Genomic DNA, 25,186 nt, shown 5'->3' on the forward strand with positions numbered 1-25,186 from the left:
TATGTTGCTTTTTATCGGGAGGTAAGCGAATTTGATGTCGAATCAGACTGTATACCAGTTCATTGCCGAGAATCAAAATGAACTGCTCCAACTGTGGACTGACACACTAAAAGAATTAAGCGAGCAAGAATCATATCAGCTCACTGATCAAGTGTATGAAAATATATCTAAAGAATATATCGACATTCTTCTTTTATCTGTTAAGGATGACATCTCTGCTGAGGACCAAATCAGTGAACTGGCGCTGAGAGCCGTGCAAATCGGACTTTCTTTGAAGTTTCTCGCTACGGCGCTTGCTGAATTCTGGAAGGGTCTCTACACAAAAATGAATGATAAGAGATTGCCAGATCAAGAGAGTACGGAACTCATCTGGCAGATTGACCGCTTTTTCAGCCCGATTAATACAGAAATCTTTAATCAGTACTCCATCTCATGGGAAAAAACAGTATCCCTGCAAAAAATCGCCCTGCAGGAGCTGTCGGCGCCGCTCATCCCGGTGTTTGAAAATATCACTGTGATGCCGCTGGTCGGAACAATTGATACCGAACGCGCAAAACGAATTATGGAAAATCTGCTTAATGGCGTCGTCAAATATCGCTCACAAGTCGTTTTGATCGATATTACGGGCGTGCCGGTCGTCGACACGATGGTTGCCCATCATATTATTCAAGCGTCTGAAGCGGTAAGGCTTGTCGGAGCAAAATGCCTGCTTGCCGGAATCCGTCCGGAGATTGCTCAGACCATCGTCAACCTTGGCATTGATTTATCCCAAGTTATTACTAAGAATACCCTGCAAAAAGGAATTCAAACGGCTTTGGAAATGACAGATCGAAAAATTGTTTCATTGGGGGAATAACATTTTGAGACATCCGAAAATCCCGATCTTGAAACTGTATAATTGCTTATTAGTGTCCATTCAATGGGAACTTGATGACCAAACCGCATTAACCTTTCAAGAAGACTTATTAAATAAAATATACGAAACAGGCGCTAACGGAGTTGTCATTGACCTGACATCTGTGGACATGATTGATTCCTTTATCGCAAAAGTGCTTGGCGACGTGATCACGATGTCCAAACTAATGGGCGCAAAAGTGGTTTTGACGGGAATTCAGCCTGCTGTAGCAGTGACACTGATTGAGCTTGGAATCGCGCTTGAGGAAATCGAAACTGCGCTCGACTTAGAGCAGGGGCTTGAGACATTGAAGCGGGAATTGGGGGAATAGCGAATGAACGACCAATCCTGTGTAAAAATCATGACAGAATGGGATATTGTGGCCGCCAGACAGCTGGGGCGAAACGTTGCAAAAGAACTGGGTTTCGGCACTGTAGACCAGGCTAGAATTACAACGGCTATTTCAGAATTAGCCAGAAACATTTATTTATATGCCGGTAAAGGCCAGATCGGAATTGAACAGGTCGCTGACAGAGGAAAAAAAGGCCTCAAAATCATAGCGGAAGACAAAGGGCCGGGAATTCCCGATATCCGCAAAGTCATGGAAGACGGATTTTCAACGTCTGGCGGACTCGGAGCGGGACTTCCCGGCGTGAAAAGGCTGATGGATGAATTCAGCTTAAATTCCGTAACGGGGGAAGGAACAGAGATACAAGCCATTAAATGGCTTCGGTAGGAGGTAAGAAAGTGGATTTTAGGGAGGTTATTGAGCAGCGGTATCACCAGCTGCTTAGTCGATATATAGCCGAATTAACAGAAACATCTTTATATCAGGCCCAAAAATTCAGCCGAAAAACAATCGAGCACCAAATTCCTCCGGAAGAAATCATCAGCATACACCGAAAAGTGCTGAAGGAGCTGTATCCGAGTCTCCCGGAAGATGTTTTTCATTCGCTGGATTTTTTAATAGAAGTCATGATTGGGTATGGAATGGCTTATCAGGAGCATCAAACCCTTAGGGGGATACAGCAGGAAATCAAATCAGAAATTGAAATCGCGGCAAATGTTCAGCAGACGCTGCTAGGAACAAAGATTCCGCAAGAAGAAGCGCTGGATATCGGCGCCATCAGTGTGCCCGCTAAACAGATGAGCGGTGATTACTACCACTTTGTCAAAGACAAGGAATCCATCAATATCGCAATTGCTGATGTGATCGGAAAAGGCATTCCGGCGGCTCTTTGTATGTCCATGATTAAATATGCGATGGATTCTTTGCCGGAAACGGGCATACACCCTTCTCAGGTGCTGAAAAATTTAAACCGGGTTGTTGAGCAAAATGTTGATGCCAGCATGTTTATTACGATGTTTTATGCAAATTACAATATGGACAAACATCAAATTACATATGCTTCAGCGGGACATGAACCGGGATTCTATTATTCTCAAAAAGACAACACGTTTTACGATTTAGAGGCCAAAGGGCTTGTTCTCGGCATCTCGCAGGATTATGACTATAAACAATTCGATCAGCATCTCGAAACGGGCGATATGATTGTGTTATTTTCTGACGGCGTCACAGAATGCAGAACAGAAAATGGTTTCTTGGAGCGTCCTGATTTACAGAAACTCATTGAGGAACATATGTGTTCCTCCGCGCAGGAAATGGTCAAAAACATTTATGACAGCCTCCTCAAATTGCAGGACTTTCAGCTTCACGATGATTTTACGTTAATTGTTTTGCGAAGAAAGGTTTAGCATCAGCCGGCCGTGGGTATAAGTGAATTAGTGATTTGAAGGAAAATTTGAGGTGATATGTATGAATATAAATGTTGATGTGAAGCAAAACGAGAATGATATACAAGTAAATATTGCAGGAGAAATCGATGTATATTCAGCTCCGGTGCTCAGAGAGAAACTTGTTCCTCTGGCAGAACAAGGCGCTGATTTAAAAATTTGCCTGAAAGATGTGAGCTACATGGATAGTACCGGACTGGGCGTTTTTGTAGGTGTCTTTAAGACAGTGAAAAAACAAGGCGGTTCGCTGAAGCTTGAAAATCTTTCTGACAGGCTGATCCGTCTGTTTGACATCACAGGCCTGAAGGACATCATTGATATTTCTGCAAAGTCAGAAGGTGGAGTGCAATGAAGAATAACGCTGATTACATCGAAATGAAAGTGCCGGCCCAGCCTGAATACGTGGGAATTATAAGGCTGACGCTGTCAGGCGTCGCAAGCAGAATGGGCTATACGTACGATGAAATTGAAGATCTGAAAATCGCAGTCAGTGAAGCGTGTACAAATGCGGTTCAGCACGCTTACAAAGAAGATAAAAATGGGGAAGTGTCAATACGATTCGGTGTGTTCGAAGACCGGTTAGAGGTGATTGTGGCGGATGAAGGAGACAGCTTTGATTTCGATCAAAAGCAGCAAGATCTAGGCCCGTACACACCTTCGCACACAGTTGATCAATTATCAGAAGGAGGGCTCGGTCTATATTTAATGGAAACGCTCATGGATGAAGTCAGAGTGCAAAACAACTCAGGCGTCACCGTAGCGATGACAAAGTATTTAAATGGGGAGCGAGTTGATCATGACACAACCATCAAAAACTACGAAACTAACTAAAGATGAAGTCGATCGGCTCATAAGCGATTACCAAACAAATCAAGATGAACAGGCGCAGGAAACGCTTGTGCGGGTGTATACAAATCTGGTTGATATGCTTGCGAAAAAATATTCAAAAGGCAAAAGCTTTCACGAGGACCTTCGTCAGGTCGGCATGATCGGGCTGCTTGGTGCGATTAAGCGATACGATCCCGTCGTCGGCAAATCGTTTGAAGCTTTTGCGATTCCGACAATCATCGGTGAAATTAAACGTTTCCTAAGAGATAAAACGTGGAGCGTTCACGTACCGAGACGAATTAAAGAGCTGGGCCCAAGAATCAAAATGGCGGTTGATCAGCTGACGACTGAAACCCAAAGGTCACCGAAAGTCGAAGAGATTGCCGAATTTCTCGATGTTTCAGAAGAAGAAGTTCTTGAAACGATGGAAATGGGCAAAAGCTATCAGGCTCTATCTGTTGACCACAGCATTGAAGCGGATTCGGACGGAAGCACGGTCACAATTCTTGATATTGTCGGATCACAGGAGGACGGATATGAGCGGGTGAACCAGCAAATGATGCTGCAAAGCGTGTTCCATGTCCTTTCAGACCGTGAAAAACAAATCATAGACCTTACGTATATCCAAAACAAAAGCCAAAAAGAAACTGGGGACATTCTCGGTATATCTCAAATGCACGTCTCGCGTTTGCAGCGAAAAGCTGTGAAGAAGCTCAGAGAGGCCTTGATTGAAGATCCCTCGATGGAGTTAATGTAATGATCCAGGTTGAAGAAAACGAGCATATTCAAACTCTTGTATACCAACTGAATAAAGAAGGAAAATCGATTTGCGGTGACAGCTTTTTTATGAAAGCTGATGATAAGGAGCTAATTTGTGCGGTAGCTGACGGACTTGGAAGCGGATCGCTTGCCAACGAATCTTCCTCAGCCATTAAAGATTTAGTGAAAAACTATGCGGATGAAGACGTACAAAGCATTATCGAACGCTGTAATCAGGCCATGAAAAACAAAAGAGGCGCTACAGCGTCAATCCTGAAAATCAATTTTGAACAAAGGCAGTTTACGTACTGCTCTGTCGGAAACGTACGGTTTATTCTGCATTCCCCGTCTGGTGAAAGCTTTTATCCTCTGCCGATTTCGGGCTACTTATCAGGCAAGCCGCAAAAATACAAAACGCATACCGCCACTTATGAAAAGGGTTCAAAGTTCATTATACATACAGATGGACTCAACGTACCCGATATCCGCTCCCATTTGAAAAAAGGCCAATCGGTAGAAGACATATCGAATTCACTGAAAATGTATACGACATCAAGAAAAGACGATCTGACCTATATTCTTGGACAGCTGTCCTAGGAGAATAAGAACAAAAAGAAGCCGGAATACCGGCTTCTTTTTTTACAGGCAATCAAACGGACATGTTGAAATAAGAGGAAAGAAACCGGCAGCGCCAGCTGTCTTTTTTTATGTGTTTTTTTCGGTTTTTGATACACTAGAGATAGAACGACAATATTGGAGGCTTTGGTTATATGGAAACGTCAGCCCTTTTAAAACAGCAAATTGCGAAAGAAATAGGTTTGTCACAAAAACACGTTGAAAGTGTTATCCGCCTGCTGGAGGACGGCAACACAGTCCCGTTTATCGCCCGATACCGAAAAGAGCAGACGGGGTCAATGGATGAGGTTCAGATTCAGACGATTTCTGAACGCTGGCAATACATACAAAACCTGAATCAGCGAAAAGAAGAAGTCATCAGGCTGATTGCAGAGCAGGATAAACTGACAGATGATCTAAAACGTAAAATTGAACAATCCGTGAAGCTTCAAGAAGTGGAAGACCTTTATCGCCCGTATAAACAAAAACGCAAAACAAAGGCGACAGTTGCGAAAAGCAAAGGCCTCGAGCCGCTTGCCGACTATATTCTCACACTCCCGCAAGATAACAGTCTGGCAGCAGTGGCAGACAAATACATCAGCGAAGAAAAAGAAGTGTTCACACGGGAAGAAGCGATTGAAGGCGCCAAGCACATTATTGCGGAGCAAATCTCAGACGAGCCTAATTTCAGAAAGTGGATTCGCCAGGAAACCTTTAGAAAAGGAACGATTCAATCAGCAGCCGGAAAATCGGCAGACGCCGACGAGAAAAATGTATATGAAATGTATTATGAGTATGAAGAGCCAATCGCAAAAGTCGTTCCGCACAGGGTGCTGGCGATGAACCGCGGCGAAAAAGAAGACATTTTAAAGGTGTCTATCGAACCGCCAGCGGATCACATTAAGGCATATTTAGAAAAGCAAATCATCAAAAACCGCTCAACGTCTGTAAAAGAAATTTTGCAGGAGACGATTGAAGACAGCTATAAAAGACTGATTCAGCCGGCAATCGAGCGTGAAATCAGAAAAGAGCTGTCAGAAAAAGCGGATGAACAGGCGATTCATATTTTCTCTGAAAACTTGAGAAAGCTTCTGCTTCAGCCGCCGATGAAAGGCAAAACCGTTCTCGGTGTTGACCCAGCCTTCCGAACTGGCTGCAAGCTCGCTGTGTCAGATGAGACCGGAAAAGTTTTGGAGATTGATGTCATCTATCCGCATGCGCCAGTCAACAAAACAAAAGAAGCCCATGAAAAAGTGAAAAAGATTCTTGAGCAGCACCAAGTCGAGATGGTGGCGATCGGAAACGGCACGGCATCCAGAGAAACAGAGCAATTCATCGTTAATGTACTGAAGGACATGCCGCGTAAAATTTATTATGTGATCGTCAATGAAGCGGGAGCAAGCGTATATTCGGCTTCTGAACTTGCCAGAGAAGAATTCCCTGAGCTTAAGGTTGAAGAGCGCAGTGCCGTATCTATTGCGAGAAGACTTCAAGACCCGCTCGCGGAACTCGTCAAGATCGATCCGAAGTCTGTTGGCGTCGGACAGTATCAGCATGACGTCAGCCAAAAACGCTTAAATGAATCTCTGCGGTTTGTTGTTGAAACCGTTGTAAACCAAGTTGGAGTAAACGTTAACACAGCATCCGCCGCGCTGCTTCAATATGTAGCGGGATTATCAAAGTCTGTCGCAGGCAACATTGTCAAAAAACGCGAGGAAATCGGAAAGTTTTCCAATCGAAAAGAACTAAAGGACATTCCGAGGCTCGGTGCGAAAACCTATGAGCAATGCATCGGTTTCTTAAGGGTGCAGGAAGGGACAGAGCCTTTGGACAGAACGGGCATCCACCCGGAAAGCTATAAGGAAACAAAAGCGTTATTGAAAAAGCTTGGTCTTTCAACAGAACAAATCGGCACGGCGGAATTAAAGGACAAAATCAATCAGCTTGCGCTTTCTGAAACGGCAAAAGAGCTGGGAATCGGTGAAATCACTCTGAAAGATATTTGTGAACAGCTGACAAGGCCGGAACGCGATCCGCGTGATGAGGTGCCTAAGCCTTTACTGAAAACAGATGTCCTTCAGCTGGAAGATTTGAAAGAGGGAATGGAACTGCAGGGCACCGTGCGCAATGTAGTGGACTTCGGAGCGTTTGTTGATATCGGAGTCAAACAAGACGGGCTTGTGCATATTTCAAAACTCAGCAATCAATTCGTCAAGCATCCTCTTGACGTCGTATCCGTCGGTGATATTGTGACGGTGTGGGTTGATGGCGTAGATGTACAAAAAGGCAGAGTATCGCTGTCTATGGTAAAATAAAAGCACTGCTTACGAGCAGTGTTTTTTCCTATAGAAATACCAGCATTGATTCAGCAGTTTAATTTGGTAATTATCTTTTTCAAGGAACGCTTTTTGCATCTGTTTTTTAAGCCAATTTGGCATAGGCTCATTCCTCCTCAGCTTTTATCATAAGAGGGACGGTGATTACCATATTGTATGCGAACGGTGAATTGTCCCGTTCAATGTTTTTTAAGTGAGGTGCACCATGGATAACACAGAGCTTCAAAAACTGACAGAGGATATTTCGGAAACGTATTTTAAAAGGCCGTTCCGCCATCAGGCGCTTTTTAATGACAGGCTTAAAACCACGGGCGGAAGGTACCTGTTATCCTCCCATAACATTGAATTGAACAGAAGATATTTGATTGAACACGGCAAAGAGGAACTGATCGGCATCATTAAGCACGAGCTTTGCCATTATCACCTTCACCTTGAAGGAAAGGGGTACAAGCACAGAGACAGAGATTTTCGAGAGCTGCTGCAGCAGGTCAACGCGCCGAGGTTCTGTACACCTCTTAACAAAAAAACAGAAAGCAAAAAAACTTATATGTATATCTGCACGGCCTGCGGCCAACAGTATATAAAGAAGCGCGCCATGAACCCCGACAGATACAGATGCGGAAAATGCCGCGGAAAAATAAAAAGAATTTTTTCGTGAAAAAGGTTGACGAATATGGCGAGCCTATGTTACATTATAAAAGTCGTCACGAGAGATAAATAAAAACATTTACCTCTTGACGCTAAAAATCAAGGCTGATATAATAAGTTTTGTCTCATTATTCCACAGTAGCTCAGTGGTAGAGCTATCGGCTGTTAACCGATCGGTCGCAGGTTCGAATCCTGCCTGTGGAGCCATATTGGAGAAGTACTCAAGTGGCTGAAGAGGCGCCCCTGCTAAGGGTGTAGGTCGCGTAAGCGGCGCGAGGGTTCAAATCCCTCCTTCTCCGCCATAACATTTCGATATAAGTTCTCAACCATCGGCCCGTTGGTCAAGCGGTTAAGACACCGCCCTTTCACGGCGGTAACACGGGTTCGAATCCCGTACGGGTCATTCCATTTTCGTTGGGCTATAGCCAAGCGGTAAGGCAACGGACTTTGACTCCGTCATGCGTTGGTTCGAATCCAGCTAGCCCAGCCATTTTTATTTTGAAATTGAATAGTAAGAGCCATTAGCTCAGTTGGTAGAGCATCTGACTTTTAATCAGAGGGTCGAAGGTTCGAGTCCTTCATGGCTCACCATTTGTCTTTTTGCGGGTGTGGCGGAATTGGCAGACGCGCTAGACTTAGGATCTAGTGTCTTACGACGTGGGGGTTCGAGTCCCTTCACCCGCACTTTATTTACAAAGTGCACGCAAATGGGTTTTACTAGGTTAAGAGCCTACTAAACCAGAACAAACAATTTAATGATCACGCGGTCGTGGCGGAATGGCAGACGCGCTAGGTTGAGGGCCTAGTGGGTGAATAACCCGTGGAGGTTCAAGTCCTCTCGGCCGCATCAATGATACCAAGGGTTTTGACGTCCTTGGTATTTTTTTGTGTTTATTTTCAAATGATTTACTGCCCACAAACTGCCCACTTACCTAAAGTAAGTCATCTAATTTATCAGCCATTTCCTTTTGCTTGTTTGGATATAGGTGTCCATAAACATCAATTGTTGTTTTTACAGAACCATGTCCTAAACGCTCTTTAATTGTTATGTAATCTTCTCCTTGGTGTATTAATAGTGCAACGTGTGAATGTCTAAAATCGTGTAAACGTATAGGAGTAAGATCGCTATCCTTGCAAAAGTATTTAATCTTCCGACTGAAAATATCTTTTCTTGAAGGTGTATCTTTATATTGAAAGATATAGGTATCATGTGAATGTCTAATACCTAATTCATTAAACAACTCTTCTTGTGCTTCTTTCCAACGTTCTAGTAGCTTAAGCAATTTTTTATTGATGCTAACTCGCCGAATCGAATTCTTGGTTTTTGGAGTAGTAACAACAAATTGACCATCAAGCCAGGTGCACGATTTATGCACATCTATTTCTAATAAGATTTTGTCAATATCTTTCCATTGCAGGGCGAGCATTTCACCACATCTTAGTCCAGTTAAAAAAGCAACAGTATAAAAGGTTTTAAACAATAATTGATCTTGAGGAATTAAACTAATAAATTTTTTGAACTCTTCTGGTCTCCAAAACTTCATTTTCTTTCTTGTTAAAGGTAATCGTTTAACGTTGTCACACGGATTTCTTTTTAAGATTTCTTCATGTACAGCTGTATCAAAAATTTTGCTTAGACTAGTCATTATATTATTAACCGATTTATTGCTTAGACCTGTTTCCATTAAATGTTTTCTGAAATCAGTTATTTCTCTATGTGTGATTTTTTGTATATCAGATTTCAAAAAGTAATCAGATATATGTTTGTTTATAATGTATTTCTGATTCTGATAATAGTTTGGTTTACTATCTATTTCACAATTTGCTAAATAAATTGAAATTAAAGTCGGAAAGCTTACTGATCTGGACTTTCTTGCTCTTTCTTCTTGAAATTCTCTTCTTAATTTTGCTTCTAATTCTAAAGCCTCTTTTCTGGTTGATGCTACTGGTCTAGTCCTAATTCTTTCTCCAGTAATCGGGTCAAATCCAAAGCTAACGTCAACTTGATATTGACCATTTTCAAGTTTTTTTACAGACATTTTATTTCTCCTTTAACCAAAAGCGCTTATTTCGTGTGAATAGATTCTGTTACTAAATGAGCCAATTTGAGAAAGTTTATAATCAGTAACAAATGATGGTACGTTGAAGTATGCTGCTATTTGTTCTTTGCTAAAACCCTGTATATATGGAAGGGCTTCATTAAGCATTTTATCTGTCAGTATTAATTCTGATGCAAATAGGCTTGCTTGATGCTCAAGTTTATCTTTTAGAACTTTAGAGCAATTCACAACTTTAAAAGTGTTCAATCTTTTATGGAGAAAGTAATGCCCTAATTCATGGGCAATTACAAATTGTTGATGTTGGAGGTTCTCGTTGATATGAATTAAATACTTTATTTTTCTGCTGAAGATATCTTTGACAGGAGGTCTGTCTTTGTATTGAAACATATAAGTTTCTTCTGCTTGATGAATTCTTAATTCATCAAAAATTTCCTTCTGTGTTGTCTCCATTCATCAAGCAATGTTATAAGTTTTGAATTGATACTTATACAGCGAACAGAATTTTTAGTTTTTGGAGCTGTAATTATATATTCTTGATTTATATATGTTAAAGCTTTGTATACATTGATTTCTCTTCTAAACTTGTCTAAATATTTCCATTGAAACGCTAAAATTTCTCCTAAGTGCATTCCAGTCAGATCATCAGTTGTATAGAACACCTTAAAAATAAATTCGTCTTTTTCTATGAGACTAATAAATTCTTTAAACTGATCGGGAGTCCAAAATTCATCTGTTTTTGACAACACTTAAATTTTTCACTTTTACAAAATGCTTTTTGGTTTTTGATCAAGTGAATATTATTATGGCGCTCACCATGCAAGGAAGTGGTGGGCGTTCTTTAGATATCATGCAAAGTTCCGAAAGTATCGGCTTACCTCCCAACTCCATAACTGACCCAGAACGTTCGATTGAAGTCGGAATTAAAGAAGGTTTTTAAACAGGCTGGCGGTGATGTTCGTTTAACCTTACAGGCATACAACTTTGGTTCCGGATTTATAGACTATGTCAAAAAGAATGGCGGAAAATACACAAAGAAATTGGCACTTGATTTCAGCAGATTGCAAGCATTTAAAATGGGCTGGAAAAGCTACGGTGACCCAAGTTGTGTTGACCATGTCATGAGGTATGTGAACGGCTCTATGGATTTCTATGAAACTGTCATGAAAGAAGCTATGAAGTATGAAGGGCAACCGTATGCCTGGGGAGGTTCAAATCCGAAAACTGGTTTTGATTATTCGGGCCTAGTTCAGTTGTCTTTCGCCAAAGCCGGAATTACTCTTCCAAGAACAGCACGGAGCAACAAAGAACATAAGTGCAAAAGAAGCGACTGCGGGTGACTTAGTGTTCTTTGGCTGCACATATGAAGGAAAAGCCATTACTCACGTTGGCATCTATGTAGGCAATGGCAGAATGTTTAATTCAAATGACAGTGGAATTGAATATTCTGATCTGAAATTCAAGTATTGGAGAGATCACCTTGTATCTTTTGGACGAATTAATAATTAGGAGTTGAATTTAAAATGCACATCACAAGTTTTAGAGGGTGAATAAAAAGTGGAAAAGAATTTATTGTTTATCTATACTTAAGAAGGAAAAGGAATTAGGTGTTTAATTTTGAAAACTTTTACTTATCAAAGACATGATCATAATAGGTATAAAACACACTGTATAACATCGTTGCAACCGTAAGTTGACAAAGTGCATTTGCTGGAAGATAGAACGGAGAGCGCTGTTTTCATACAATGTAGTCAACAAAGTAAAGGAGTTCTTAAATATGACATTTGGTGAAAAACTTTTTAAGCTGCGAAAAGAAAAAGGTCTGTCACAGGAAGCTTTAGCAGAGAAAGTAAACACGACAAGGCAGGCGATTAGTAAGTGGGAAAATGGGCAAGGGTTTCCTGAAACAGAAAAGCTTCTAATGATTGGAAACATTTTCGAAGTATCAATTGATTATTTGTTAAAAGACTCTGTTGAACCTCGTCCCGATAACAAAGAAGGATATTATGTAAGCAGAGAAATGGCAGACGGCTTTTTATTGCATCAACGCAAAGTTTTCAAGTATGTATCTTTCGGACTGAGCATGCTTATTTTTTCCACTGTCCCTTATTTGGTTTTTAAACAAGAACCCGCTATTTATACACTCCTTATCATTATTATAGCAGTACTAGGCATTGGAGCTATTGTGACAGGAATGATTACGGAAGAAGATAAATATAAGGTACTCAAGAAAGAGGCTCTGATTTTTGATCAAAATCATCATAAAGAGCTGACAGCGAGATATAAAGATATTAAAAAAAGGTATGCTGCTATCATGGTCGTTGGAGTTTGTTCTATTGTGGCAGGCGTAATTCCTTTTCTTCTTGAAAGAAAACATATTGCCTCAGGTTTAATTGCCTACTATCCGGTTTGTGTAGTTTTGATAGCTGTAGGTGTCTATATCCTGATTCGTATCTTGCCAATCATAGAGGCATATCAAATCATGGTGAAAAACGAAGAGTATATAAATAGATTCGGCTTTAAGCTTAGTAAGAGAGTGAGAAAAAGAATGGATAATATCTAATGAAAGAGCCTTGGAACAATTTCTTTAGAAATTGCCAAGAAAGTAACATAGAGCATTTAATTGCAATGTCACACATGAATATCGGGATTTGTTATGATGAATTGAAAGAATATAAAAAGGCTTCATAATATTTAATCTTGTCGTTAGAAATTTTCGGGAAATCAAAAGATAGTTTCCTAGCAAAGACTTTATTCACTTTAACCTATGTTGAAGCAAAACAACAAAATTATGATGTTGCATTGCTATACTTTAGGATAGGGCGATTTATTGCCAATAAAAGTGATGATAAGGAATACTCAGCGAAATTCAAATCAAAATATTAGAGGGGAAAAGGAAATTTAATGCTCTCTCATGAATATTATCGTATGAGTATTGAAGCAAGACGAAAAATTAAAAAAGGGGAGATTATTAATGAAAATCAGCCGGATTCTATTGGCAGCAGTGGTTTTAAGTAGTGTATTTTCAATAATTTATTTGCAAAGTGATCATAGTACAGAAGTCAAAGTGGCTGCAGATAGGGTAGGCGCATGAGGGGACTAAAAAGGCTTAATCTTTTTTAAAAGGTTAAGCCTTTTTTGGGGCTACAAATATAATCAGTGCCCAATTAGTTGCCCTGAATTCATGAAAAAGGATAAAATAGGTGTAAATAAAGTTGCTTTTTTAAAATTAGAATCAATTCATTGTCGGCAATAATAACTAATCGGCGAAGAAAGGATAATCAGTCATATGAAAACATTAGTTATTGTTATACACCCAAATTTGGAAACGTCTGTTGTCAACAAAACCTGGATGAATCGTTTAAAGCAAGAGAATGACATTACGGTTTATGACCTGTACAGTGAATACCCTAATTTTATCATTGATGTAGAAAAAGAGCAGCAGCTCCTGTTAGATCATGAGCGTATCGTTTTCCAGTTCCCAATGTATTGGTACAGCAGTCCCGCGTTACTCAAACAATGGGAAGATGATGTGTTAACACATGGCTGGGCTTATGGAACTGGGGGAACTAAATTGCATGGAAAAGAACTACTCTTAGCTATCTCCTTAGGCGCACAGGAATCTGATTATCAAGCAGGCGGAGAATATAATATCACGATCAGCGAGCTTATCAGACCGTTTCAAGTCACGGCTAACTATATAGGAATGCGTTTTCTTCCTGCGTTTACACAATATGATACACTTCACCTTTCAAAAGAAGATGTTAAGAACAGTGCGGAGAAATTGGTTGAATATCTAAAAGCTGAGCATTGACCCGGTATTCGCGAGGGAAGCTGAAACAAATTATGTGTTGTGAAAGTAAGGGTTTGTGATAGATTTTAATAATAATAGGTGCCCAATTTGTGCCCAGAATTCATGTAAAATGATGAAAGTGGTCAGGATGAAATTAATATAGCTGCGGATAGAGTGGGGCATAGATAAATAAAACATCAAAAAGCTTAATTTTTTTTTGATTAAGCCTTTTGATAAAAAATCTAAACTAACATAGAAAAATTCGAAAAGCATCATAAAGAAACAAGTTATCACTTTTTAAAAGATGCAATTATATTTCTTAGGCAATGTATGCGTTGAATTAATATTTCATCAATATAGCACAAGCAGTATACCCTGCGCCAATCGACCAAAATATAATATAATCTCCTCGCTGAACTTTTCCGGTTTCTACTGCTTTTTGTAAAGCAATAAACGGACTGCTCGTCCCAGTGTATCCGTATTCGTCACCAATCACAAACAACTTATCAGGATCATCCTCTATTGGCTGCAACATATTATTGACAGCGTCAAAAGACACTTGAGTGCAGAAATATTGTTTTATATCTTTAGTCGTTAAACCATGTTTGTCCAGCAAACTTGTAATTTGAGTCGTTCCGTAATCAAATACTCTTCCGCAGCTTAAATTGCTTGCCCATACAAACAGCTTTTCCTCTTTAGGGATATTTTCATTTAAAATGTTTGACATACCACATGCAGGGAAGACCAATTCTTTATAGTAATGCGAATCTGTATTATAAGAGGAGTCCAAAACGCCCAGCCCTTCTGCATTTACTTTTTCAAGAATGATCGCACAAGAAGCATCTCCAAAATTGCCATAAGAAAACGGGTCGTGTTTTTCAGCATAGTGGAACATTCTCTCTGACCCAACAATTAAGGCATATTTTGAATCAGGATTGCCAAGTAAGGCTTTAGAAACTTGATCTAATGACACAACCATCCCTACACAAGCTGTGTTTGCGTCATAAACCACTGCTTCTCGTTTACCATGGATCTCATTATGAACAATGAGTGAATTAGGCGGAAATAAATATTCTGGAGTTCCAGAGGAAAATACAAGAAGATCAATATCTTCTCCGGATAAGTTTGCCTTTTCCAAAGCTGCTTTTGAGGCTTCTATGGCCATAGATAATGTAGTTTCTCCATCCTCAGTGATATATCGATCTTTTTTGCCAATTTTTTTCAAGAAGTTTTCTACTTCTTGTTCATCTTGCCCAATAGAGGTAAAATGCTTTAGCATTTCTTTATTGGTTACTTTTCTTTTGGGATGGTACATTGCTAACTCTTTGATGACTACACTTTGAACGGTCATTTAGAATAATCTCCTTAGTTGTGTGATTTGTCTAACTATTTAAAGTATTATAATGTATGCTTTTAGAAAAAGTAAATAAACTTCGTGAAAATTTCGACTGAATATCTGTGTTTTAGAGATATATCTCCAACTTTTGAAAATCCCAATTGTTCGTTAAACATTTCATAATTCAAAGCCATAACTAGAACACTTGCTCAGGCAATAAGGTTTATTGTTTGAAGGATTTACTTCATGATAATTGATCCAAATCGGTGTAAATAAAGTAAACAGATGCTTTAAATAAATTTTTTTGTAAATGGTGATATGTTTCTACTAGATTGAGGGACTTGAATACAAAGAAGATACCAAACTATATTGGTATCTTCTTTTGTTTTTGCATCACAGTCAAATCATTCTACATTGATGCTGCTGATCAATGGTTTGTTCTTCTTTCCTCCTATTTTTTACAATCACGATTTGAACAAAACACTTATAACTAGGAATTAATGAAAATTCAAACAAAAAAGTACTAAATACCCTTTACAAATTACGACAAATACTTGATTTATCTTGTAATCAAGCCTTTTTTTGTGACAAATATATGAATATTTTGTCACATTGTAAAATATTCACTTGTTATATATATTTGATTCGAGAGGAGGTCATATAACGAATATTCGGATTCTTGTGAATTTATCGGGAGGTAGGTTCATAATACAATTAAATAATAGGAGTGAGAGTCTATGAGAAAGGGCTTTGTGCCTAAATCTTACATACTGAATCTTAGGAAAACCCTAATGGTTCTTGCAGTTTTGTTATTGATTGCCGGAAATGTGTTGACCGTTTTGCCAAGTCATACTCATGCCGAAGATAATACAGAGGTAACTCAACAAGCAGATAATACTTGCCCGGCTCCGGTTGCGTTAGTTAACGGCAGCTTTGAGCAAGGTGCTGCCAAAGGGACAGCGGTGGGTACTACAGGACTCTATTTCAAAGAATCTGAGATGCCTCCATGGAAAACGACCGACGATTCCCAAGGAGTGAAAGTAGTAGAGGTCTGGAACTATGCAGAAAAAAATCCTGGATTTATTCAAAACTACCCCGCGCCGCCAAATGGGAATAGATGGGCCGAATTAAATGCGTTTGAACCTAGTCTATTGTATCAAGATGTCAAAACAACGCCTGGTCAAACGATATATTGGCGCTTATCCCATATGGGACGTGTAGGTGTTGATACGATGCAGCTTCGTATAGGGGCAGTGACATCCAATCCTTATGACGCTCCGGTTCAAAGACAAATGTCTGATGGAAATACAAAATGGGGAACTTATACGGGGACTTATACGGTTCCGGCAGGCCAGACCGTAACCAGATTCGGTTTTGAAGCGGTTAGCTCAGCTGGTGGAAACACAGCGAATGGAAACTTTTTGGATGATATCTTTCTGGGCACAGGACCGTGCGTAACTGCGAAAAAAACGGTTTCTCCACAGGGGGATGTACACGCCGGCGATGAGCTGACATATTCAGTTCAAGTTAAAAACGAAGGCGGAGATATTGCATCAGATGCAAGTTTCACCGATCTCATCCCAGAGGGAACGGAATATGTCCCTGGATCGTTAAAATTGATCAACGGTTCGACGACAAAAAATCTAACTGATGCATCTGACAGTGACGAAGGCCGTTTTGACGGCAGCAAGGTAAGCGTCAAGCTGGGGAATTTACCTAATACGACGAATTTGCCTAATGGAGTCACTGTTCAATTTAAAGTGAAAACACTGACTGATTATTCTGTTAAGGAAATTCACAATAAGGCACAAATTAATTATGACAATTTGCTAGCGAATAAAGAGGAAAATACTGAATCAAATGAAGTGACCACACCGATCACTTTTAACGAACCTAAGCTTGAATCAAAGAAAACCTCAACTATTCAGCAAAAAGCTGAAGGAAATAAGGATGCAGCTCACCCAGAAGTGGGTGACACGCTTCTTTACACGATTCAGACCCGGAATACGTCCGAAGACAGTATTTTGAAAAATCTGACTATATCAGATGCAATTCCGGAAGGATTGGAATATGTTCCGGGCACATTGAAAGTAGACGGTACAGCGGCAAGCGATGCGCAAGATGGTGATAAAGGCTATTACGCCGGAGGGAAAGCGGAGGGCCAATTTGGTGATGTATCTGACACCGAATGGCATACCGTGACATTCCAAGCGAAGGTGAAATCTGGTCAATCAGGCAAGGATATTGTGAACACGGCAAGCGTGACGGGAGACAATATCAATGATCCGGACAAGCCGAACAACGAGGTCAAAGTATACCCGAGAAACCCTGAGCTCGAGTCAAAGAAAACGGCGTCCATTCAGGAAAAAGCTGAAGGAAATAAAGACGCAGACCACCCGGAGATCGGGGACAAGCTTCAGTACACGATCCAGACCCGAAATATTTCTGAAGACAGTATTTTAAAAAATCTGTCTATATCAGATGCGATTCCTGCAGGTCTTGAATATGTGCCGGGGACATTGAAAGTAGATGGTACAGCTGTAACTGACACACAGGGCGATGATCAAGGCGATTATGCAGATGGCAAAGTAAACGGCCAATTGGGCGATATTACAGACATGGATTGGCATAATGTTACATTTGAAGTGAAGGTGCAGCCAGGTCAAGCTGGGAAAGATATTGTCAACACCGCAACCGTAGGCGGAGATAATGTTGACAAACCTAATACACCGAATAACGAAGTCAAGGTATACCCGCGTAATCCTGTGTTAGAGTCGGAAAAAACAGCGGAGAATCTCGATTCGAAAAAGGATAAATTTGAAGTGGGCGACACAGTTGTCTACACCATCAAGACACGGAATAAAATTACTGAAAGCACGATAGAAAACCTGTCTATTTCAGATGAACTTCCAGCCGGTCTCACCTATGTCGATGGCAGCTTGAAAGCGAGCAATGGCGGGGAAGCGGCAATCAAAGACGGTAAGGTTACTGCGAACTTTGGTGACGTCACGGACACTGAGTGGCGGACTGTGACGTTCCAAGCGAAAATCGAGTCCGGCTATATGGGCAAAACAATTAAAAACGTGGCAGAGGTAGACGGCGGAAACATTGATAATCCTGATAAACCGGGAACAGATATCAAAGTTGACCCGAAAGATCCTAAGCTGGAATCAAAGAAAGCAGCCTCTATTCAGGAAAAAGCTGAAGGAAACAAAGATGCGGACCATCCAGAAGTGGGCGACACGCTTCTTTACACAATTCAAACCCGAAACACGATTGAAGACAGTCTTGTGAAAAATCTTATCATCTCAGATGCCGTTCCAGAAGGATTGGAATATGTATCAGGGACAATGAAAGTGGACGGCGCTGCCGTAACTGACGCCAAAGACGATGACCAAGGTCAATACGCAGATGGCAAATTGGCAGGGCAGTTTGGCAATGTTACTGACACGAAATGGCATAACGTGACATTTGAAGTGAAAGTCAAAGCCGGACAAGCAGGTAAAGACATTGTCAACACGGCAAACATCAGCAGTGACAATATCAAAACTCCTGACAAACCAAGCCATGAAGTGAAAGTATATCCGCGAGATCCTGTTTTAGAATCTGAAAAAACAGCGAAGAATCTCGACACAGACAAAAAGAAATACGAAGCAGGCGACACTGTTGTTTACACGATTAAGACCCGGAATACAGTATCCGACGGTAAAGTAGAAAATCTGGTTATTTCAGATGAACTTCCAGCAGGATTGAAGTATGTTGAAGGCAGCTTAAAAGCAAGCAACGGTGGAGAAGCAACAATCAAGGATGGCAAAATTACAGCTAACTTTGGCGACGTGACTGATACTGAGTGGCGTACTGTGACATTCCAAGCGAAAATTGAGTCCGGATATGCGGAAAAAACGATTAAAAACGTGGCAGCCGTTGATGGCGGAAACATTGATGATCCTGATAAACCGGGAACAGATATCAAAGTTGACCCGAAAGATCCTAAGCTGGAATCAAAGAAAACAGCCTCCATTAAGGAAAAAGCTGATGGAAATAAAGATGCGGACCATCCGGAATCGGGCGACACGCTTCTTTACACAATCCAAACTCGGAACACGGTTGATGACAGCCTTGTCAAAGATCTTGTCATCTCGGATTCTCTTCCGGAAGGCTTAGAATACGTTGCAGGAACATTGAAAATGGATGGTACAGCGGTAAGTGATGATCAAGACGATGATCATGGATATTATGCCGACGGCAAAGCGTCAGGTGAGTTTGGCAATGTGACCGATACGAAGTGGCACTCTGTAACATTTGAAGCAAAAGTGAAGTCTGGTCAAGCAGGTAAAGATATCGTCAACACTGCAAACATCAGCAGTGACAATATCAAGGTCCCTGACAAACCGAGCCATGAAGTGAAGGTATATCCGCGGAATCCTGTTTTAGAATCTGAAAAAACAGCGAAGAACCTCGACAAAGATAAAAAGAAATATGAAGCAGGGGACACGGTCGTTTACACGATTAAGACACGAAACACAGTATCCGACGGTAAAGTAGAAAATCTGGTTATTTCAGATGAACTTCCGGCGGGATTGAAATATGTCGAAGGCAGCTTGAAAGCGAGCAACGGCGGAAAAGCAACAATCAAGGACGGTAAAGTCTCTGCCAACTTTGGTGACGTCACTGACACTGAGTGGCATAGTGTGACATTCCAAGCGAAAATTGAGTCCGAATATTCAGGCAAAATGATTACAAACGTTGCAACTGTAGAAGGCAGCGATATCGATAAGCCAGATAAGCCTAAAGTAGATATTACTGTCGAGCAGAAGGACCCTGTATCTGACAAACCAGAGGCACCTGGGAAACCAAGCAAGCCCGATATTCCAAACAAAGATCAGGGAACAGAATCAGGAAATGAGCTTCCAAATACAGCAACAAATACGTATAATCTGATCCTTGTTGGTTTGGTATTGCTAGTAGCAGGAACTGCACTTTGGTACTTTAGAAGAAAAAGAAATGCCTGATGTTGCATGAAGAAATATCTTCCTATATTCATCATTATTGCCGGATTGGTTTTTATAGGTTACGGAGTCTGGGAAGTGGTGGACATCAGTCATAAGACAGAACAAACTTTAGATGAAGCAAAACTTGCACTAAAGAGCCCTTCTGGAAAAAATAAAGGCTCAGATAAAGAAGAATTTAAGCCTAAGTTCGGTGAGGCGGTCGGCATTTTGGAGATTCCAAAAATCAACGCAGAGCTTCCGATTGTAGAGGGAACCGATGCGGATGATCTGGAAAAAGGAGTCGGCCACTACAAAGGCAGTTATTATCCAGATGAAAACGGGCAAATTGTTCTATCAGGTCATCGGGATACCGTCTTCCGTCGAACGGGAGAACTGAAAAAAGGCGATCAATTAAAGGTTAAGCTGCCATATGGAAGTTTTTCATATGAAATAGACAAAACAAAAATCGTAGATCAAGCAGATACGTCTATTATTACGCTGCAGCATAACAAAGAGGAGCTTATTCTTACAACTTGTTATCCCTTTTCATATATCGGCAATGCTCCAAAGCGATATATCATTTATGGAAAGCGGATTTGAGAACAAAGATTAGGCTGACGATCATTTTCGTCAGCCTTTTTATAATATAGAAGGAATTAAAATTCTTAATCATTATAGATGAAAAAGAAAAAGTAAGGACATTCATTGATTTTGGCTCACCATTTTTTAACCATAATTGATATAAACGTATAGAAATGATGACAAATGATTATAAGGAGTGTAATGAAAACAAGCTTTCATAACCAGTGATATGGATTTACTATGTTGAGGGACTATCTGAAACACACCTGAATTTCCGTGAGTTTTTATTTATGTTTTTAAAATACCCATGGCGTGTCATCAATGTCATTAAATCTTTAAACGAAACAGATTTAACAAATAGAAAGATAGACAGGTCTGATGTTGGGTCAGTTCGAAAACTAGGGGACAGGTTATTAAGAATCGCTTATCATGAGTCAGTACAAACCGGTCAACTTTTAGACTATCTCAGAACTGCTGAAGTGGACCGGTCTTTAATTTGGGACTAGTTAAAATCAGAGGAAGAAAAAAGGGCGAAATATGATGTCTTTAGTTTTACACGGGGAGGAGAAAGAATGAAATATAAACCGATTAATTTTCAAGAGAAATTATCTAAATTCCAAGATCAATGGTCTCCAAAAGTAATCGCTGAAATGAATGACTATCAATTTAAACTAGTTAAAGTACAAGGGGACTTTGTTTGGCATAAGCATGACGAAACAGATGAAGTCTTTATTGTCATTGGGGGTAATTTAATCATTGAATTTCGTGATGGAGAAGTAAAATTAAATGAAGGTGAAATGTTTGTCATTCCGAAAAATGTTGAACATAAACCTTATGCAGAAGCAGAGTGTAAAATTTTGCTTGTAGAACCTAAAGGTGTTGTGAATACCGGGCAAGAAATAACTGATCAAACAGCTGAAAATGATGTCTGGATTTAGTTGTAAGAAAAAGCCGATCAAAAATAAAACCATTACCTTAAAAATGTTACTTTATTTCCAGCTGGATGAAAAATAATTTTGTTAGGTGTCATGCAATACATTCAATTGTCGATGATTGGCCTGTTTAAATACAACCATTATTTCACTGATTTCTGTTGTAGTCTGCATACTAATTAATAGGTAAAGAAAGTCGAAAAGGTATACGACATTCGTCATATAAATTAAAGTTTTGAATGAAAGAGCAGGATTACTCCTGCTCTTTTTCTTTCTAATTGGGCTAGATTAAACACAGACGTTATTCCTTGGGAAAAACAAAAAAATTTCTTCTATCCATTGATTAGCTTGGCTTTAGCCGGGTTTCTATCACCCTGTTGGGCTTGTCAGATTTTAAAAAGATATGGTACGTTTATAGTGTTTTGTTTCACCTGATTGTGGGGTAATAAAGATAGAATCAGTAAATAATTCTTAGGAATGACCTCAATCTATCTGCAAAACATAATAAACATATTGGAAGACGTAATGGAAGGACTAAAATAAAGGTTTGGATACTTAGAAGAAATAAAAGTCTTTTTGATTGTGATAATATTCACAATCGAGCTGTATGAAGGGGAATCATTTCTCCAAATAGTCTGCAGAAAATCCAACCACAGCCCAAGGATATATCACCAACCACTTTGGCTGGTATTATCTGTTGGCTGTTTCTCTTTTTGTTGCTTTTTGTATTATTTTTAGTCCAATCGGCAAAAATAAGTTAAGGAAACCAGCGAAAAAACTGAATTTCATCCTTCTTTCCTGGTTCAATGTTATTTGGGGCTGATATGGATGTTAGTCTATTCTTTTAAGGTACAGTTGAACCAATCAGCCACTATGTCATTAGCTCTCCATCAGGTGAAACAGAAACCCCCAGACTTTTAGAGAAGCATTACGCTATACATTCTGGGACTGCATGCTTGGACCGTTTATGCGCTTGTATAATGAGGTTCTGATAATTAAGGAGTTGATATTATTAGATGAAGTTCAACAAGAAAAAAATTAACGTTGTAGACATTCAAAAAGCGAAGAAAAGCGTGTTTGCTACAGGGATAGGAAACGCGATGGAATGGTTTGATTTTGCTTTATATTCTTATTTGGCAGTTATTATTAGTAAAAACTTTTTCAGTCCAGTTCAAAACGATGAATTAAAGTTAATATTTACTTTTGCTACATTTGCAATTGCCTTTTTACTTAGACCGGTAGGCGGAATTATTTTTGGTAAAATGGGTGATAAATTTGGTCGGAAAATAGTATTAACAATTACTATTTTAATGATGGCTTTATCTACTTTAATAATTGGTGTACTTCCTACCTATGATCAGATTGGCGTATGGGCCCCTATATTATTACTTTTAGCTCGTATTCTGCAGGGCTTTTCTGTGGGTGGAGAGTACGCTGGTGCAATGGTATATATCGCAGAATCTTCTCCAGATAATAAACGTATAAGGTTAGGCAGTGGTTTAGAAATCGGCACATTATCTGGTTATATAGTAGCTTCTGTTTTAGTTACAGTACTTTTCTGGACTTTATCTGATGTTCAAATGAATAGTTGGGGATGGAGAATTCCTTTCTTCTTGAGTATCCCAATGGGATTATTCGGTTTGTATTTGAGAAGTCATTTAGATGAATCGCCAATCTTTGAAAATGACATCTCTGATAACCAAGAACAACAACCAGGTTTATTAGAAGTAATTAAAACATATAAAAAAGATATCTTTTTATGTATCGTATTTGTGGCATTTTTCAATATAACCAATTACCTATTGTTAGGTTATATGCCTTCTTATTTAGATGAGAACCTTGGTATAAGTGATAATATAAGTACACCGGTTACAGCAATTGTATTGATTATTATGGTACCGTTCGCTTTAACTTTTGGTAAACTAGGAGATAAATTAGGAAATAAAAAAGTTATAACAATTGGATTAGTATTAGGAATTGTATTTTCGATTATCTCTTTCCAATTTCTTAATATGGGGAATATAACATTCTTGTTTATAGGGCTTTTAATGTTAGGTATTGTATTATCTGTATACGAAGGTACTATGCCAGGATCTTTACCTACGTTGTTCCATACTGACATTAGATATCGTACATTATCCTGGACATTCAACTTATCAGTTTCTATTTTTGGTGGAACAACACCTTTAGTTGCTTCTTGGTTAACCCATGTGACAAGAAACAATTTGGCGCCAGGTTTCTATTTATTAGCAGTCAGTTTAATTGGCTTAATAGTTGTGCTAACCTTATTTAAAGATACTTCAGGTAAATCTTTAAAAGGTTCTTACCCAACAGTTGCGTCTAAAGCTGAGTTTCAAGAAGCTGTGGAAAATCCAAAAGATTCACTGTGGTGGAAAATGGAACAAACAGAAAAGGAATGAAAAAAACATCCATTTAATTGACCGGCTACTCGAAATACAGACTCAGAATAAGCTGGGATTATCCGAGCAATACAGCAAAATAAGAAGCAAGAAGCTTTGTTATGCCAGTTCTTCTCCCGAAGGAGAGCTGGCTTTTTATTTTCTATATGGGATTCAAAGCAGAAAACGAGAACTTGTACGCTAACTAATAATCTTATTGTTTTTATCAACAAAGGTTTTTTGGATATGAAGAGGGTGAAGTGGTGAAAAAATGGAGTTTTGTTGTGGAGTTAGCTTTTCAATTAGGGACATCTCAACAACAAAATAATAACCAGCCCGATTAAAAAGCTCATCAAAACATCCAATAAGCTGTTCGAAGCTCAACAAAGCACTCCAAGCTAACCAGGCCATGAACCAAATGAGTCAAGCTCTTTAACAGACTCAACAATCACCTAATGCAAAATCAGAAAAACCATAAAATAAATCCCCCTTCTAGAAAATGTCTGGTTGGGTAATAGCACAGTGACATGTCATTTAACTTTCTGGCGATGAAAAAACACTACTCCATTTTTACTCCCAAATAAGAATAAATCTTTGTAAACATTCATCATCCAAATAAACAAACATTGGTATTATACGCTTTTACGACTCACAATACATCATCACTTTTTGAGGACCTAGTGGGTGAATAACCCGTAGAGGTTCAAGTCCTCTCAGCCGCATCTCAATGATACCAAGGGTTTAGATACCCTTGGTATTTTTTGTTTATAGAAATTTATCTGTTACTGTCCACTTATTTATAGTAGGTCGTATGATTTGTCAGCTATCTCTTTTGGAAGAACCTTTTTATTTTCCTTAATATATTCGCTTTGCTTCTGCTGACTGCGTGCGGCGGTAGTAAATATGATAATGCAATTAATGAAGTAATTAAGCAGGAGAAGAAAGCTAGAAAAGAAATGAGAGCTGCTTCTGATGAGTACAAGAGAGATAACGCCATAATTCGTGTATATGATGACGGGAAGTATATTCAACTTGCGTTTTATCAGCCAGAAGAAAGTTCTCGCAAGCTTACTACCTATTCTTATTATGAGAAGCTTGGAGATTCTTTTGAAGAAAATGCACATAGGCCGGGTGGTGGTGATGGCGACCGACTTGGTCTGTATAAGAAAACACCTGGTTATGAAGAAGTTAAAGGGAAGGAAACGAAAACTAATGAGTAGA

The 25,186-nt window shown here is 39.5% G+C and carries 22 protein-coding genes, 7 tRNA genes and 5 pseudogenes; 29 read left to right on the top strand and 5 right to left on the bottom strand.

Features of this window, described 5'->3' with window-relative positions; translation table 11 throughout:
* Positions 1–31: 31 nt before the first annotated feature.
* From rsbRA to G4P54_RS02595, 9 genes are all read left to right on the top strand, one after another.
* A complete protein-coding gene (gene rsbRA, locus G4P54_RS02555) occupies positions 32–856 on the top strand; it encodes an RsbT co-antagonist protein RsbRA (RefSeq protein WP_081719822.1) in 825 nt (274 codons plus the stop codon).
* A 4-nt stretch (positions 857–860) separates the two neighbouring features.
* Positions 861–1,226 (top strand): RsbT antagonist protein RsbS, encoded by a 366-nt coding sequence (gene rsbS / locus G4P54_RS02560; RefSeq protein ID WP_003225190.1) that lies wholly within the window; start codon positions 861–863, stop codon positions 1,224–1,226.
* Positions 1,227–1,229: 3 nt separating this feature from the next.
* A complete protein-coding gene (rsbT, locus tag G4P54_RS02565; protein ID WP_024714447.1) occupies positions 1,230–1,631 on the top strand; it encodes a serine/threonine-protein kinase RsbT in 402 nt (133 codons plus the stop codon).
* Between the two features lie 11 nt (positions 1,632–1,642).
* Positions 1,643–2,650, top strand: coding sequence for a phosphoserine phosphatase RsbU (gene rsbU / locus G4P54_RS02570; RefSeq protein WP_024714446.1), 1,008 nt, complete (start codon positions 1,643–1,645; stop codon positions 2,648–2,650).
* Positions 2,651–2,711: 61 nt separating this feature from the next.
* On the top strand, positions 2,712–3,041 hold the full coding sequence (gene rsbV / locus G4P54_RS02575) for an anti-sigma factor antagonist RsbV (RefSeq protein ID WP_024714445.1): 330 nt from the start codon (positions 2,712–2,714) through the stop codon (positions 3,039–3,041).
* The gene (gene rsbW, locus G4P54_RS02580; RefSeq protein ID WP_024714444.1) at positions 3,038–3,520 is read left to right on the top strand and encodes an anti-sigma B factor RsbW; all 483 of its coding nucleotides are present in this window, start codon (positions 3,038–3,040) and stop codon (positions 3,518–3,520) included. Before rsbV ends, rsbW begins: the two co-directional genes overlap by 4 nt.
* Positions 3,486–4,274, top strand: coding sequence for an RNA polymerase sigma factor SigB (sigB, locus tag G4P54_RS02585; protein WP_024714443.1), 789 nt, complete (start codon positions 3,486–3,488; stop codon positions 4,272–4,274). Before rsbW ends, sigB begins: the two co-directional genes overlap by 35 nt.
* Entirely contained in the window at positions 4,274–4,873 is a 600-nt protein-coding gene (gene rsbX / locus G4P54_RS02590) for a phosphoserine phosphatase RsbX (RefSeq protein WP_024714442.1), read from the top strand. The genes sigB and rsbX overlap by 1 nt, the downstream gene beginning before the upstream one ends.
* 173 nt (positions 4,874–5,046) lie before the next feature.
* Positions 5,047–7,206 (top strand): Tex family protein, encoded by a 2,160-nt coding sequence (locus tag G4P54_RS02595; RefSeq protein ID WP_167871689.1) that lies wholly within the window; start codon positions 5,047–5,049, stop codon positions 7,204–7,206.
* 9 nt (positions 7,207–7,215) lie between these two features.
* Here the strand turns inward: G4P54_RS02595 and cmpA are convergent, their stop codons facing one another.
* On the bottom strand, positions 7,216–7,329 hold the full coding sequence (gene cmpA, locus G4P54_RS02600) for a cortex morphogenetic protein CmpA (protein WP_003225207.1): 114 nt from the start codon (positions 7,327–7,329) through the stop codon (positions 7,216–7,218).
* Positions 7,330–7,432: 103 nt separating this feature from the next.
* Here cmpA and G4P54_RS02605 point away from each other — a divergent pair, with 103 nt between their 5' ends.
* From G4P54_RS02605 to G4P54_RS02640, 8 genes are all read left to right on the top strand, one after another.
* Entirely contained in the window at positions 7,433–7,885 is a 453-nt protein-coding gene (locus G4P54_RS02605) for a SprT family protein (RefSeq protein ID WP_167871690.1), read from the top strand.
* A 122-nt stretch (positions 7,886–8,007) separates the two neighbouring features.
* Positions 8,008–8,082 (top strand) — tRNA-Asn (locus tag G4P54_RS02610).
* A gap of 4 nt (positions 8,083–8,086) precedes the next feature.
* A tRNA-Ser gene (locus G4P54_RS02615) sits at positions 8,087–8,177 on the top strand.
* A 29-nt stretch (positions 8,178–8,206) separates the two neighbouring features.
* Positions 8,207–8,278 (top strand) — tRNA-Glu (locus G4P54_RS02620).
* A 12-nt stretch (positions 8,279–8,290) separates the two neighbouring features.
* Positions 8,291–8,365, top strand: a tRNA-Gln gene (locus G4P54_RS02625).
* 25 nt (positions 8,366–8,390) lie between these two features.
* A tRNA-Lys gene (locus G4P54_RS02630) sits at positions 8,391–8,466 on the top strand.
* Between the two features lie 11 nt (positions 8,467–8,477).
* Positions 8,478–8,559: transfer RNA gene (locus G4P54_RS02635), tRNA-Leu, on the top strand.
* A 79-nt stretch (positions 8,560–8,638) separates the two neighbouring features.
* Positions 8,639–8,722 (top strand) — tRNA-Leu (locus G4P54_RS02640).
* Between the two features lie 85 nt (positions 8,723–8,807).
* Here G4P54_RS02640 and G4P54_RS02645 read toward each other — a convergent pair.
* From G4P54_RS02645 to G4P54_RS02655, 3 genes and pseudogenes are all read right to left on the bottom strand, one after another.
* Positions 8,808–9,914, bottom strand: coding sequence for a tyrosine-type recombinase/integrase (locus G4P54_RS02645; RefSeq protein WP_080624160.1), 1,107 nt, complete (start codon positions 9,912–9,914; stop codon positions 8,808–8,810).
* 12 nt (positions 9,915–9,926) lie between these two features.
* Positions 9,927–10,268: pseudogene (gene immA, locus G4P54_RS02650) on the bottom strand (metallopeptidase ImmA); the annotation flags it as partial.
* A gap of 80 nt (positions 10,269–10,348) precedes the next feature.
* Positions 10,349–10,681, bottom strand: a complete 333-nt coding sequence (locus G4P54_RS02655; protein WP_167871691.1) for a site-specific integrase — start codon at positions 10,679–10,681, stop codon at positions 10,349–10,351.
* Positions 10,682–10,713: 32 nt separating this feature from the next.
* On the opposite strand from G4P54_RS02655, the pseudogene G4P54_RS02660 reads away from it, so the two are divergent.
* The 5 genes and pseudogenes from G4P54_RS02660 to G4P54_RS02680 all read left to right on the top strand — a co-directional run.
* Positions 10,714–11,441 (top strand): annotated as a pseudogene (locus tag G4P54_RS02660) (bifunctional lytic transglycosylase/C40 family peptidase); the annotation flags it as partial.
* 268 nt (positions 11,442–11,709) lie between these two features.
* Positions 11,710–12,495 carry a helix-turn-helix domain-containing protein gene (locus G4P54_RS02665; protein WP_167871692.1) on the top strand — a complete coding sequence of 262 codons (786 nt, stop codon included), beginning with the start codon at positions 11,710–11,712 and terminating at the stop codon, positions 12,493–12,495.
* A gap of 1 nt (position 12,496) precedes the next feature.
* Positions 12,497–12,950: pseudogene (locus G4P54_RS02670) on the top strand (tetratricopeptide repeat protein); the annotation flags it as partial.
* Entirely contained in the window at positions 12,907–13,026 is a 120-nt protein-coding gene (locus tag G4P54_RS02675; RefSeq protein ID WP_081719821.1) for a phosphatase, read from the top strand. The pseudogene G4P54_RS02670 and the gene G4P54_RS02675, both read left to right, overlap by 44 nt.
* 195 nt (positions 13,027–13,221) lie before the next feature.
* Complete coding sequence (locus G4P54_RS02680; RefSeq protein WP_167871693.1) at positions 13,222–13,746, top strand: NAD(P)H-dependent oxidoreductase; 525 nt, start codon at positions 13,222–13,224, stop codon at positions 13,744–13,746.
* Between the two features lie 319 nt (positions 13,747–14,065).
* On the opposite strand, the gene G4P54_RS02685 is transcribed toward G4P54_RS02680, so the two are convergent.
* Positions 14,066–15,076 (bottom strand): ketoacyl-ACP synthase III, encoded by a 1,011-nt coding sequence (locus G4P54_RS02685; RefSeq protein WP_167871694.1) that lies wholly within the window; start codon positions 15,074–15,076, stop codon positions 14,066–14,068.
* A gap of 776 nt (positions 15,077–15,852) precedes the next feature.
* Here G4P54_RS02685 and G4P54_RS02690 point away from each other — a divergent pair.
* The 7 genes and pseudogenes from G4P54_RS02690 to G4P54_RS02725 all read left to right on the top strand — a co-directional run bounded on the left by G4P54_RS02690 (position 15,853) and on the right by G4P54_RS02725 (position 25,185).
* Positions 15,853–20,073, top strand: a complete 4,221-nt coding sequence (locus G4P54_RS02690) for an isopeptide-forming domain-containing fimbrial protein (RefSeq protein WP_167871695.1) — start codon at positions 15,853–15,855, stop codon at positions 20,071–20,073.
* Positions 20,074–20,079: 6 nt separating this feature from the next.
* On the top strand, positions 20,080–20,652 hold the full coding sequence (locus G4P54_RS02695) for a class D sortase (protein ID WP_167871696.1): 573 nt from the start codon (positions 20,080–20,082) through the stop codon (positions 20,650–20,652).
* Between the two features lie 305 nt (positions 20,653–20,957).
* Positions 20,958–21,140 (top strand): annotated as a pseudogene (locus tag G4P54_RS21175) (DinB family protein); the annotation flags it as partial.
* A 66-nt stretch (positions 21,141–21,206) separates the two neighbouring features.
* Positions 21,207–21,572 (top strand): cupin domain-containing protein, encoded by a 366-nt coding sequence (locus G4P54_RS02705; RefSeq protein ID WP_024714436.1) that lies wholly within the window; start codon positions 21,207–21,209, stop codon positions 21,570–21,572.
* Positions 21,573–22,180: 608 nt separating this feature from the next.
* Positions 22,181–22,544: pseudogene (locus G4P54_RS21180) on the top strand (BCCT family transporter); the annotation flags it as partial.
* 38 nt (positions 22,545–22,582) lie between these two features.
* Complete coding sequence (locus tag G4P54_RS02715) at positions 22,583–23,986, top strand: MFS transporter (RefSeq protein ID WP_024714435.1); 1,404 nt, start codon at positions 22,583–22,585, stop codon at positions 23,984–23,986.
* A gap of 839 nt (positions 23,987–24,825) precedes the next feature.
* Positions 24,826–25,185, top strand: a complete 360-nt coding sequence (locus G4P54_RS02725; RefSeq protein ID WP_420809524.1) for a cystatin-like fold lipoprotein — start codon at positions 24,826–24,828, stop codon at positions 25,183–25,185.
* The last annotated feature ends 1 nt before the right edge of the window (position 25,186 follow it).

The organism is Bacillus tequilensis (assembly GCF_012225885.1).
GTDB lineage: Bacteria > Bacillota > Bacilli > Bacillales > Bacillaceae > Bacillus > Bacillus tequilensis.